Origin of the sequence: Tetragenococcus muriaticus DSM 15685, from assembly GCF_000423785.1 — a bacterium.
GTDB lineage: Bacteria > Bacillota > Bacilli > Lactobacillales > Enterococcaceae > Tetragenococcus > Tetragenococcus muriaticus.
Genome location: NZ_AUIQ01000053.1, coordinates 1 through 13,015, shown reverse-complemented (window position 1 = coordinate 13,015; position 13,015 = coordinate 1). Strand labels below are relative to the sequence as shown.

The window sequence follows — 13,015 nt, the reverse complement described above, 5'->3', positions numbered from 1 at the left end:
ATCTATATGAATTTACAATAATTGAATCGACTATTCAAGTGTCATTTCAAGAAAGAAGACATTTATAAGGTCGCTAATTCTAGATTAGGTTGGTATAGGAAATGCGGGATGGACGTTGTCAACTTTACGTTAAGTCCGAAAGTTTTAGCCATAAAGAAAAAGGATCGACCTGGATTGGTTGATCCTTTATCCTACTATCTAAATAAAGCGTGAAAACAGTACAAATGTAGCGCCGTATACGAGGACCGTACGTACGGTGCGACGGGAGGGGCGGAAATTTATTTCCCCTCTACCCTATTTGGCACTATAGCTAAGTAAATTATTCTTCGTTAAAAAACTAGGCAAAGGATAGCTTTTATAGCCACCTTTGCCTAGTTTTTATTGAATATCCTCTTTTGTTAGTTTTGAATGGAAAACCTTTTTGCTGCGCTCGTAACGGACATCTTTTGTTTCTGCTTGTGTATTGACTACACGAGCTAAAACAAAAAAGTAGTCAGATAGGCGATTAATAAATTGCAAAGCTGATGGATTCACTTGTCCTTGTTTTTGAAAGGTAACGATTTGGCGCTCAGCTCGTCGCGCTACAGTGCGAGCGAGATGTAGTTGCGCGCTTTCGTTGGTACCACCAGGTAAAATGAAATAATTGATTTCTGGTGGGATTTTTGTATAAAAATCAATACGTTCTTCTAGCCATTCAACCATTTCTTTTTTTACTACATAAGGATAAAAGGGGGCATTGGGATTTCTTGTTCTAGGAGAAATCTTTCTCATTTCCTTAAAAGTAGGAGTAGCTAAATCATTCCCACAATCAAATAAATAATGTTGAATTTGGACAAGTTCTTCTTTAAAAGACGAATTTAATTGGGGAAGGCTTGCAATACAGCCGACTAAACTATTTAACTCGTCAATGGTACCATAAGCTTCGATACGAGGATCATCTTTTGTTACTTCCAAGCCTCCTACAAGTTTGGTCATACCTTGATCACCTGTACGCGTATACACTTGCATCTTTTTATTCCTCCTTGGTTTATTATAAACCACAGCGTAATTGCGCTTGGCAATTTGTACAGGTATTACACCCGCCTATATCTTTAACGATTCCTTGTCGACAAATCGGACAAGTATCACCAACGTCAGATCCATAAATAACATCATCAGTATGTCCTTCTTGTTGAATATGATCATTTTCTGCTTGTTCGACTAACTGTTCTAATTCTTCGGAATCATCTACAATACGAACGTCTTCTGTATCAAATAATTGAGTTTGTTCGTTTGCGTCTTCTTCAGATTGTAAGGTAAGTACTTGTGAATCACGTGAACCATCTACATAAACCGTTCCGCCTTTGGCATTACCATCATAAAGACGTTCATAAATCGTAGCTACTTGATCTACTGTATAACCTTTAGGCGCGTTAACTGTTTTAGAAATCGAACTATCTACCCAGCGTTGGATCGTTGTTTGTACATCTACGTGTTCTTCTGGTGCTAGTTCCATTGAGGAAACGAAAAATTCAGGCAAATGATCCACACTAGCTTCAGGATGTTCGTCTAGGTATTCTTGAACAATTTGCGCATTAACTTCCATGAATTTTCCTAAACGACCACTACGATAATATTTAAAAGCAAAGTAAGGTTCTAGACCAGTCGCTACGCCTACCATGGTTCCTGTGCTACCTGTAGGGGCTACTGTTAATAAGTGAGAATTGCGAATGCCATGAGTTAAAATATCTTCTCGGATATCTTGAGGCATTTCTTTCATATAGCCAGTTTGAATAAAACGTTGCCGTAGCGCTTGGGTTTCTTCTTCCGTTTCACCGATTAAAAATGGGAAACTTCCCTTTAATTTAGCTAAACGAATAGATTCTCTATAAGCAGTAGTAGCAATTGTTTCAAAAATCTTATCGACTACTTGATTACCATCTTTTGAACCATAACGGTGGTGAGTATAGATGAGTAGATCAGCTAATCCCATAACGCCAAGTCCCACGCGTCGTTCACCTAAAGCTTGTTTTTTATTTTCTTCTAAGAAATAAGGCGTTGAATCAATGACATCATCTTGCATTTGCACAGCAATTTTGACGGTTTCTGTCAATTTGTCATAGTCAACTTCCGCAGTTTCTTTATTTGCCATATTAGCTAAATTGATTGCACCTAAGTTGCAGACAGAATTAGGTGCTAATGGTTGTTCACCGCAAGGATTCGTTGCGACTACTTTTTGCCCGTAAGCTGTAGCGTTTGTTTTATTATTCGCATTATCGATAAAAAAGATTCCAGGTTCGGCAGAATAAGTTGCGCAAATATTAATCAATTTCCACAATTCACGTGCTTTAATCGTACGATAAGTGGCAACCGAATAACCTAAATCTTCCCACTGACGTACATCACCGATTTCTGGCCATTTAGCATCATAATCATCCATTTCGGCTTGGCTATAATTAAATAAATCAGGAAAACGAAGGGGCCAGTCTTCATCATTTTTCACAGCTTGCATGAAATCGTCTGTCAATGTTAGCGAAATGTTGGCACCTGATAAAAATTCTGGGTTATTTACACTATAAGTACCGCCATCATTTAATTTTGTTTTCGCTTCTTTAACAGTAGCTGGAGAAATTTCATTACTCCTATCAGCTTGGTTTACAATAAACTCATACATTTCATATTCACTTTGTGAAAGTGGGGTAAATTGTAATTTTTCATTGACCATTTGTTTAATTTGGCTATCATGGGTGTTTTCTAACAAATAGCGCAATATACGCGCATTTTGCATTTTTGAAATAATAAATTCAATAATATCGGGGTGCCAGTCAGCTAACATAATCATTTGTGCACCGCGTCGGCTGCCCCCTTGTTCAACTAAGTGGGTTAATTTAGCAATATCATCTAACCAAGAAACCGAACCAGAAGACTTTCCGTTGACTCCACGTACAATGGCGTTTCGCGGGCGTAAGGCAGAGCCGTTACTACCGACACCGCCGCCGCGACTCATAATCTCCATAACTTTTTTACGATGCTCCGCAATGCCACTTCTTGAATCAGGGACAAAAGGCATTACGTAACAATTGAAGTACGTAACATTAGCTTGGGAGCCAGCACCATAAAGGACACGTCCAGCTGGAACAAAATTCATATCTTTTAATTGCTGGTAGAATGCTTCTTCAACCATTGTTTTGTTGCCGATAGTTTGGTCAACGTCAGCCAAGGCATGAGCGACACGTTTAGTAATTTGTTCATAAAATATTTCCAATGGTTTATCGATTTCATTTAGATTGCGAGTAACGACTCCAGAAGCTTGTTCGTTTGCGTCTTCAATGGCAAAGCGGTAAGCTTCCTCTACTAAAATATCAGCTTGCTGTTTGTTATCATTGATCTTTTGTACAACTCCTATACCACGCGCAGGGTAATTAGGATCGCTTTTAACAGTCAAAACAACTAAATCCCCCACTGTAAGACTGCGTTGTGCCGTGTCTTTATAAGCATATCGGTCAAGCATAACTAAACGCGAGACACCTTCTCGCGTAGTGTGCATATCATCTGTGATAGGATAAACTTGTTCAAATTGAGCAATGTCCTGGTTTAATTTTGCGATATCAAGGCCAGCTTCCTTTATTTCTGTGCTCATACTAAAAACTCCTTTAAGAAACATAAAAAACACCATATGTTGTGTTATCAATATTTATTTTAACTAGATATTGTACAAATTAGTATAATCTTTTGTATGTGTTTTTACAATAGCTATAATAAAATTCTCATAAAGAATGAAAAATAAACTCTGTTTGATCCCTCAACTTTTTTAAAGAGTTCCTAACGAATTTTAAAATAAGTCAAAGGGAAAACTTTTCCTTTCTATTAATTTATTGTATAATCAACTCTTGTGAAGAGTTGCAAAGCCATCTTTTTTAACAATTAGATATAAAATATTCGTGTTAGGAATCATGGGCATGTTTAATTTGAGGAGAAAAATGATAAATGTTTTCAAACTATAAACCAACATGGATGATAAAGTCGATCTATGAGATTACTCCTGAGCAGTTACAATCAGTTGGTATAAGGGTTGTTTTGACAGATCTTGATAATACCTTAATTGCTTGGAATCATCCTGATGGAACAAAAGAATTACAAGCGTGGCTAAAACGCATGAAGCAAGCAGATGTCCCTGTTATTGTTGTTTCTAATAATAGTGCTAAAAGAATTCATCGTGTGGCAAATAAATTAGGTATTTCTTACGTTGCTAGGGCGTTAAAACCATTGCCAGTGGGCATTAATAAAGCGTGTAAACAATTGGATGTCAGTAAAACAGAGGTTGTCATGGTGGGCGACCAACTAATGACGGATATAAAAGCAGCTAATAGTGCTAAAGTAAGAAGTATTTTAGTTCAACCGGTTGTTAATACAGACGGATGGAAAACACGTTTTAATCGTTTTTTCGAACGTAAAATTATGAGATACTTGCAAAAAAGAAATCCTGAAGTTATGAAGTGGCGAGGTGAGATAAAGTGACAGAAGAATTACGATGCGTAGGCTGTGGCGCTGTTATTCAAACTGAAGATAAAAATAAAATTGGTTATACCCCGAAATCTGTTTTAGAAAAAGGGGTAGAAACAGGAGAAATTTATTGTCAACGTTGTTTTCGATTACGTCATTATAATGAAATTCAAGATGTATCTTTGACAGATGATGACTTCTTAGGCTTGCTTAATGAAATTGGGCAAAATAACGCTTTAATTGTTAACGTAGTTGATATTTTTGACTTTAACGGTTCATTGATACCGAGTCTACATCGATTTGTGGGGGATAACCCCGTGTTACTTGTTGGAAATAAAGTAGATGTATTGCCCAAATCGTTGAAAAGAACCAAATTAAAACAGTGGATGAAAGAACAGGCCCATGAAAAAGGGCTACGTCCAATAGATGTGCTTTTAACAAGTGCGCAAAAAAGTGAGGAGTTAGATACTTTACTCGAAATGATCGAAAAGTATCGTAACGAACGCGATGTTTATATTGTCGGCGTAACAAATGTCGGAAAATCAACACTGGTAAATCAAATTATTAACCAAACAGCTGAAATTCAAAACTTAATCACCACGTCAAAATTCCCTGGAACTACTTTGGATAAAATTGAAATTCCGTTAGAAGATGGACACTCACTAATAGATACACCAGGAATTATTCACCATCATCAAATGGCTCATTATTTAGGAGCTAAAGACTTACAAATAATTGCTCCTCAAAAAGAAATTAAGCCAAAGACTTATCAATTAAATCCTGGGCAAACTTTGTTTTTAGGAGGACTAGCGCGTTTTGATTTTATTCAAGGCGAAAAGAGCTCTTTTACCGCTTATGTTTCAAATGATTTGCTCGTCCATCGTACAAAGTTAGAAAAGGCAGATCAATTTTATGAAAAACATGTAGGTGAACTATTACAACCGCCTCGTAAAGATGAAATAGATGATTTCCCAGAATTGGTAGGTTTTGAGTTTTCAATTAAAGAAAAAACGGATATTGTTTTTGCTGGTTTAGGATGGATTACGGTAAACGATCCTGGAGTCGTTAGAGGATGGGCGCCTAAAGGTGTAGATGTTATTACCCGTAAGGCGTTGATTTAGGAGGTTATTATGGAATTAAGAGGAAAGCAAAAAAGTTATTTAAAAAGTCAGGCTCACCATCTTCAACCGATTTTTCAAGTAGGTAAAGGTGGTTTAAGTGAACAATTAATCCATCAAATTGGTGAAGCCTTAGAAAAACGGGAACTAATTAAGATTAACTTACTACAAAATACAGAAGAAAATGCTCAGGATGTGGCGGTTACTTTAGAACAAGAGTTAAACTGTCAGGTGGTACAAATTATCGGACGTGTGCTGGTGGTTTTTAAACCCTCAAGCCAAGAAAAAAATCAAAAAATTTCTGTTGCTGTGAAAAAAGTGTAATTATTGGAGGCGCATGGAAAGTTGAAACAGCAAGTGTCGAGTAATGTGCAAACATTTGTAGAAGTAAAAGAACAGAACAATTCAAAAAAAAGACAGGTCGGGATTTTAGGTGGAACATTTAACCCTGCTCACCTAGCACATTTGGTGATGGCCGATCAAGTGGGGAGCTCTTTAGGATTAGATAAAGTCTATTTGATGCCCTCTAACCAACCTCCTCATGTGGATCATAAATCAACGATTGATTCTAAACATCGAGTAAAGATGTTAGAACTAGCAGTTGAAGACAACCCCTTACTTGATATAGAAAAAAGTGAGCTTGAACGTGAAGGGAAAAGCTATACCTACGAAACTATGAAAATTTTAACAGATAAATACCCAGATACGGACTTTTATTTTATTATTGGTGGCGATATGGTAGCTGATTTACCAAACTGGTATAAAATTGATGAATTAGCACAGCTTGTTCATTTTGTGGGGGTTAAACGTCCTAACTATCCGATGGAATCTTCCTATCCAATTATTTGGATTGATGTACCCAATATGAATCTTAGTTCGACGGACTTGCGTAAAAAAATTGCTCAAGGTTGTTCGGTAAACTATCTACTGCCCGAAAATGTGTTACACTATATTCAAGAAAAGGGGTTGTATCGCGATGCATTATAGCGAAGAAACTAGAGCAACCTTGCTAGAAAAAATACAGGCGGCGATGAGTGAGAAACGTTTTCAACATGTATTAGGAGTTGAAAAAGCGGCTTTATTTTTGGCAGAAACTTATGGTGCTTCTAAAGAAAAAGCTAGTGTTGCGGCGTTAACGCACGATTATGCTAAAGAGCGCTCAGATGAAGAATTCAAACAAATAATTCGTGATTATGGTTATGATTCGGATTTACTTCATTGGAATAATGCGATTTGGCATGGTCTTTTAGGCGCTGAATTAGTTAAACAAGAATTAGGGATTACAGATGAATCGATTTTACAAGCGATTCGTCTGCATACGACCGGTGCGGCTCAAATGACCTTATTAGATAAAATCATTTATGTGGCCGATTATATTGAACCTGGCAGAGATATCCCAGGTGTAGAAAAAGCACGTGCCATTGCTCGTGAAGATTTGGATGAAGCGGTCGCCTATGAAACAAAGCATACACTGGCTCATTTGATTGATATTGAGGCTCCTGTTTATCCAAAAACAATTGAAACATATAATCGCTGGGTTGCTAAAAAGGAAGAAATATAAATAAGAGGTGAATGAAAATAGATAGTCAACAAATTTTACAAATTGCTGTTCAAGCAGCTGATGCAAAAGGTGCGCAAAATATTGTAGCTTTAGATATGCAAGAAGTTTCATTATTAGCGGATTATTTTGTCATTAGTTCTGGAAGAAACGATCGCCAAATTCAAGCGATTGTGGATGCGGTGATTGAAGAAGAAGAGAAAGCTCAAGTTGAAGTAAGAAATATCGAAGGGAAAGATAACGCGAAGTGGATTTTAATTGATTTAGGTGGCGTTATTGTTCATATTTTTAACGAAGAGGAACGTGACTTTTATCAATTAGAAAAGCTATGGTCAGATGCGCCACTTGTCGATCTTTCGGAATGGATTGCGGAAAAATGAGAGCATTTACTACATTAGCTTTCATCTATGACCAAATCATGGACGAGCAACTATATGAAGAGTGGTACAATTTTACATTACATCATATAAACAATGGGAAAAGCCTTTTAGAATTAGCATGTGGTACTGGAGATTTAGCTCTTAAATTTGCTAGAGAAGGTTACCAAGTGACAGCTTTGGACTTGTCGGAAGAAATGTTAGCGATGGCGAGCCAACAAGCACAAGAAGAACAAACTCCCGTGCAGTTTGTTCAAGGCGATATGATGGACCTTTCTGAGATAGGTAGCTATGAAATTGTCACATGTTATGCGGACTCTATTTGTTATTTAGCGAATAAAGCAGAAGTTCAAACAGCTTTTGAACAAGTTTATCAAGTATTAGAAGAAGATGGTATTTTCTTATTTGATGTTCATTCTCTATACCAAATGGATGAAGTCTTTCCGGATTATAGTTATCATTATCAAGCAGAAGATTTTGCCTTTTTATGGGAAAGTTACCCAGGAGAAGTTGCTCATAGTATTGAGCATTTTTTGACGTTTTTTATAAAAAAAGAGGGAGAAACTTTTACCCGAGAAGACGAGCTACATTTTGAGCGAACCTATTCCTTAGATACTTACCAAATTTTATTGAAACAGGCTGGCTTTAGCCAGGTCGAGCTTTATGCCGACTTTACAGATAGCGAACCGACAGAAACAAGCCAGCGTTGGTTTTTTGTTTGTCATAAATAAGCATTTACCCCATGAAATCATTTGATTTCGTGGGTTTTTATTCATAATAAGAAAGGCGGAGCAAAATGAAAACTTGTGGAATTATCGCTGAATATAATCCCTTTCACAATGGTCATAAGTATCAGTTGCAAGAGGCTAGAGAACAATCTCAAGCGGATGTGGTGATTGTTGTGATGAGTGGAAACTTCTTACAACGTGGGGAACCGGCCGTTATTGATAAGTGGAAACGAGCTGAAGAAGCCTTACATCACGGAGCAGATTTAGTGGTTGAACTACCAGTTCATTGGGCATTACAATCTGCAGATTATTTTGCTAAAGGAGGAATTCAACTCTTACACGCCTTACATTGTGACAGTTTTTCATTTGGCACTGATCATACAGAAACGTTTGATTATCCGTCTTTTGGAAATTTTATTCATTCGCATCAAGCAGCATTTGATACAGCTTATCAAGAAAATTCTAACCCTAGTTTGTCTTATGCTGAAAAAATGGCAGCGGTATTAGCGCAAGATTTTCCCGAATTTTCTCTAACCCAAGAACAGCCTAACCATATTTTAGGCCTAGCTTATGCTAAAGAAAATGCTCGCTATAAACAGCCAATGACGATTTTTCCGATTCAACGTTTGAAGTCTAGTCATAATTCTGTTGAAATAACAGAAGATATTGCAAGTGCCACCGCTATTCGACAAGCTATTATGAGAAATGAAGCTATTCAAGAAGTTGTCCCAGCTAAAACGGCTGAAGATCTAGCTTCTTACCAAGTGACCTGGGCGGATTATTGGCCTTTTTTAAAATATAAAATTCTTGCTAGTTCACGAAGTGAGTTAGGCGAAATTTATCAAATGGTTGAAGGCCTAGAATATCGCTTAAAAAGTAAGATTAAACAGGCAAGCAGTTTTGAAGAATACGTTGAGTTAGTAAAATCTAAAAGATACACTCGCACAAGAATCCAACGATTACTTTGTTATGCCTTATTAAACTTCAAAGAGGAAGCTGTTAAAAGCGCTTGGCAGCACGATTATTTGCCTGTTTTAGGGTTTAGCAATAAAGGGCAACAGTACTTAAGCCAAATAAAAAGAACAATCCATTGGCCTATCATTTCTAAGGTGGGGCAAACTCAAGAGCGACTTATGAATCTTGCTTTAAAAAGCGATGATATCTATCGTCTAGCAGACTTTAATATTGCTGAGCAAAATTTTGGTCGAACGCCTATACGTATATAAAACTTTTTTAATCTCTCAAAAAACACTTCACAAGAAGGACATTGACCCGTATAATTCTTAAGGTGCTTGTAAATGAAACTGTGAACACTTATCTTGAATGTTTTAAGAAAAGATTGTAAAACATGATTGTTATGTTTTTCAAGGAGGCGGTATTATGAATTTTTCTCTCGTAATAGTAACTTTTGCGGCCTTTTTAACGCCTATGTTTTTGGCACGATTTCATTTAACATTTATCCCTACAACAGTTGCAGAAATTTTTGTAGGAATACTGTTAGGAAAAAGTGGGTTGAACATCATTGAGACCAACGCTGTACTATCCACTATTTCAACTTTAGGGGTTGTTTTGTTACTCTTTTTAAGCGGAATGGAAATTGATTTTTCCTTATTTAAAAAGCCAGATGTGTCTACTCCTTTAGCGGCTAGGCAAGCTGAAAATGCTACAAAGCAAACTCCACTAAAAGTAGCTAGTTTAGCTTATGGGGGAACTATCGCCTCTTCGGTGTTGCTCGCAGGATTGTTTAGATTTTTAGGCTTTTTTTCAGATGTGCAATTAGCAGCCATCTTATTTAGTACCGTAGCTCTTGGCGTTGTTCTTTCCGTATTGAAAGAAAACGAATTACTGGGAAAAGCTTATGGACAAACACTTTTGCTTTTTGCAGTGTTAGGCGAAGTGTTTCCGCTTTTGGGTTTAACCATTTATTCGTCACTAAAAAGTGGAGATAGTAGTACGCTTTGGCTTATTTCGGTAATTTTCCTTGTCGCTGTACTCTTGCTTTTACGTTTTCGTAACTTTTTTACTGTTTTTAAGAAATATACGAAAGCAACTACGCAGTTAGATATTCGTCTTGCTTTTGTAGTTGTTATTACTTTAGTCGTTTTAGCAGAAACAGTTGGTGCGGAAAATGCTTTAGGGGCATTTTTGGCGGGTATCGTCATTAAATTGTTGGAACCAGAAAAGAAAACTGAAGAAAAACTAGACGCTATTGGTTATGGTTTTTTCATTCCTTTTTTCTTTATTTTAACAGGGGTCAATTTAGATCTATCTAGTATTTTTAGTTCTTCTGAGACTTTGATACTGATTCCCTTATTTTTAGTTGCCTTTTTGTTGGCCAAATTGCCAGCGTACTTTATTTTTCGTAGATTATTTACTCCTTCCAATGCCTTAAGTGGTGTATTTTTATCTGAAATGACGATCACATTGATTTTACCAGCACTTTCTGTCGCACAACAATTAGATGTCATTAATCAGCGGCAATCAGGAGCTTTTATTTTAGCTGGTATTTTATCTTGTCTACTTGGTCCTCTTCTATTTAAATATTTTTATAAGCCTCATGAAGAACCTCAATCTAAGACAGAGGTGCATATCATAGGGGGTCGGTTTAATCTCAGTATCTGCTGTACAAGAGCTATCTTCTGAGCATTTTAACAAATTCATTTATACTAATAGCAAATATCAATATGACACTTATCATAATAAAACAGATATGACTTTCCTTGAGACGCTAAATCATGAGAACTTGATTACTAATAATGTTTTTGATACGGATATTCTTGTTTTGGCGCATAAAGAGGCAAGTATCAATTATAATATTGCTTTAAAAGCTAAGGAATACGGCGTTCCTCGCGTGATTTTACGCTTAGATGTCCGTGATCCAAGGAAACGTATGGAAATGGAAGAAGAATTAAAAATCCATGGTGTCGAATTTTTCAGTATGTTCGATGTCAATGTGGGAATGTTACGTAACGCTATTGAATCACCAGCTGCTTTTGATTTGCTGACGAAAACAGAGTTTCGTTTGAACGAAATTACTGTAACGAATGCGAAATATGTTGATATGATGATCTCGCAATTGCCAGAAGTTACTCAAGTGATCATTAGCCGAATTTTCCGCGAACATGAACCCATTATTCCTCATGGAACAACTCGTTTAGAGTTAGGAGATCATTTGATCTTGTCAGGCAGTAATGAGTCGGTGGAATATTTAAGAACATTATTAGAGATAAATAATGAATAAATTGAGTCCCTCTAAGAATCTTTTTAAGAGATTCTTAGGGGGCTTTTTTAGAAGGCAGGATGCATAAAGTAATGAAGTGAGAAAGGAATGTCCATTGGATAGCTGAATGAGTACTGGAAAGGAAAAAGAATGTTCATTCGATGGTTGAATGAACACTAGAACAGAAAACCAGGGAGCGTCAATAATTTTGTGTAAATGAGTTGCCCTTCTGTAAAACAATTCGTTATTCTGTAAACATCGAAGCTAAGGTATCGGTCACTTGTTGGAAGCCCTTATGGCTTCGGTTTAAAAACTTTTGATTATAATGGTCAAAGATAGAAACAAGGAAACGTTCTAAAGATTCTTCATTTTGAAATTGCTCTTTTCTGTGACTGTATTTTTTAATTTGCTTATTGAAAGATTCAATTAAATTCGTTGAATAAAGGGTACGACGGATACTTGGAGGAAATTCATAGAACGTCAATAAGTCTTGATTTGCTAGAAGCGACTGCATCATTTTGGGATAAGCTTTCTGCCATTTATCCGTCATATAGGTTAGACAGCGTAGGGCTTCTTCTTTGGTGCTTGCTTGATAAACCGTCTTAAAGTCCTCACAGATTTCTTTTCGATCTTTGACCCGTACTTTATGTGCCAGATTACGAGAGACATGGACACAACAGTGTTGATACTGGGCTTGAGGATAGATTTGATGAATCTTCTCTTTCATGCCTTTTAGACCGTCTGTGATAAAAAGCAGTACATCTTGAACGCCTCTGGCGTGAATATCTTGTAATAGTTCTTCCCAAATAGCTAGGGATTCTGTCGGCGCAATCGTGTAGCCCAGGACTTCTTTGGTACCGTCTTCTCGAATCCCAATAGCAATATAAACGGCTTCTTTGGCTACGGTTTGTCGTTTTAAAGGAATGTAGGTCGCGTCCATAAAAACAGCAACATATTCCTGGTGTAACGCTCTAGTTTTAAACGCTTGAACTTCTTCTGTTAGGGCTTTTGTCATATTGGATATCGTTTGGGGCGTATAATGATGTCCGTACATTTTCTCAATTAATTGGGCGATCTCTGACATCGTTACCCCATTTTCAAACAGATGAATGATCGTTGTTTCTAATGTATCATTGGATCTTTTATAAGTTGGCAATGTCTGTTGTTTAAACTCCCCATTGCGATCTCGAGGAATTTCCAATGACAATTCGCCATACTCTGTTTTGATCGTTCGTTGGTAAGCCCCGTTTCTTGAATTGCCAGAATTGAACCCTGCTCGTTCATATTTTTCGTAATCCAGAAAAGCCGTTAGTTCGGTCTTAAGGAGTACATTGACTGCGTTTTCCAGGTGGGAACGAAAGCATTCGTTCAAATCGCCTTTATTTACTAGTGTTTGTAAAATATCTGTAGTAAAATCATTCATAGGGAAGTCCTCTTTTCTGTGAGTTAGTTGTCGTTAACTTTATTCTACAGAAAGGACTTCCTTTTTTGTATGGTATTTTCTCTATTTACACAAAATATTTTACACTCTC

At 36.9% G+C, this 13,015-nt stretch carries 11 protein-coding genes and 1 pseudogene; 9 read left to right on the top strand and 3 right to left on the bottom strand.

Annotated elements, in window-relative coordinates:
- Nucleotides 1–378: 378 nt before the first annotated feature.
- Both G577_RS0108270 and G577_RS0108265 read right to left on the bottom strand, forming a co-directional pair.
- Nucleotides 379–1,008 carry a cob(I)yrinic acid a,c-diamide adenosyltransferase gene (locus tag G577_RS0108270; protein WP_028790802.1) on the bottom strand — a complete coding sequence of 210 codons (630 nt, stop codon included), beginning with the start codon at nt 1,006–1,008 and terminating at the stop codon, nt 379–381.
- A 22-nt stretch (nt 1,009–1,030) separates the two neighbouring features.
- On the bottom strand, nt 1,031–3,619 hold the full coding sequence (locus tag G577_RS0108265) for a vitamin B12-dependent ribonucleotide reductase (protein ID WP_028790801.1): 2,589 nt from the start codon (nt 3,617–3,619) through the stop codon (nt 1,031–1,033).
- A 347-nt stretch (nt 3,620–3,966) separates the two neighbouring features.
- On the opposite strand from G577_RS0108265, the gene G577_RS0108260 reads away from it, so the two are divergent.
- The 9 genes and pseudogenes from G577_RS0108260 to G577_RS11315 all read left to right on the top strand — a co-directional run bounded on the left by G577_RS0108260 (nt 3,967) and on the right by G577_RS11315 (nt 11,504).
- Complete coding sequence (locus G577_RS0108260) at nt 3,967–4,497, top strand: YqeG family HAD IIIA-type phosphatase (protein ID WP_028790800.1); 531 nt, start codon at nt 3,967–3,969, stop codon at nt 4,495–4,497.
- Complete coding sequence (yqeH, locus tag G577_RS0108255) at nt 4,494–5,603, top strand: ribosome biogenesis GTPase YqeH (RefSeq protein WP_028790799.1); 1,110 nt, start codon at nt 4,494–4,496, stop codon at nt 5,601–5,603. The genes G577_RS0108260 and yqeH overlap by 4 nt, the downstream gene beginning before the upstream one ends.
- Before the next feature lie 9 nt (nt 5,604–5,612).
- Nucleotides 5,613–5,924: a ribosome assembly RNA-binding protein YhbY gene (yhbY, locus tag G577_RS0108250; protein WP_028790798.1), complete on the top strand. Its 312-nt coding sequence runs from the start codon at nt 5,613–5,615 to the stop codon at nt 5,922–5,924.
- 33 nt (nt 5,925–5,957) lie between these two features.
- Nucleotides 5,958–6,587, top strand: coding sequence for a nicotinate-nucleotide adenylyltransferase (locus tag G577_RS0108245; protein ID WP_244869457.1), 630 nt, complete (start codon nt 5,958–5,960; stop codon nt 6,585–6,587).
- Complete coding sequence (yqeK, locus tag G577_RS0108240; protein WP_038023025.1) at nt 6,577–7,161, top strand: bis(5'-nucleosyl)-tetraphosphatase (symmetrical) YqeK; 585 nt, start codon at nt 6,577–6,579, stop codon at nt 7,159–7,161. The genes G577_RS0108245 and yqeK overlap by 11 nt, the downstream gene beginning before the upstream one ends.
- Before the next feature lie 11 nt (nt 7,162–7,172).
- The gene (gene rsfS, locus G577_RS0108235; RefSeq protein WP_038023028.1) at nt 7,173–7,538 is read left to right on the top strand and encodes a ribosome silencing factor; all 366 of its coding nucleotides are present in this window, start codon (nt 7,173–7,175) and stop codon (nt 7,536–7,538) included.
- The gene (locus G577_RS0108230; protein ID WP_028790794.1) at nt 7,520–8,266 is read left to right on the top strand and encodes a class I SAM-dependent methyltransferase; all 747 of its coding nucleotides are present in this window, start codon (nt 7,520–7,522) and stop codon (nt 8,264–8,266) included. The genes rsfS and G577_RS0108230 overlap by 19 nt, the downstream gene beginning before the upstream one ends.
- A gap of 65 nt (nt 8,267–8,331) precedes the next feature.
- Nucleotides 8,332–9,489 carry a nucleotidyltransferase gene (locus tag G577_RS0108225; RefSeq protein ID WP_028790793.1) on the top strand — a complete coding sequence of 386 codons (1,158 nt, stop codon included), beginning with the start codon at nt 8,332–8,334 and terminating at the stop codon, nt 9,487–9,489.
- Between the two features lie 154 nt (nt 9,490–9,643).
- Nucleotides 9,644–11,504, top strand: a pseudogene (locus G577_RS11315) (monovalent cation:proton antiporter family protein).
- Nucleotides 11,505–11,727: 223 nt separating this feature from the next.
- Here the strand turns inward: G577_RS11315 and G577_RS0108215 are convergent.
- A complete protein-coding gene (locus G577_RS0108215; protein WP_028790508.1) occupies nt 11,728–12,906 on the bottom strand; it encodes an IS256 family transposase in 1,179 nt (392 codons plus the stop codon).
- Nucleotides 12,907–13,015 lie beyond the last annotated feature (109 nt).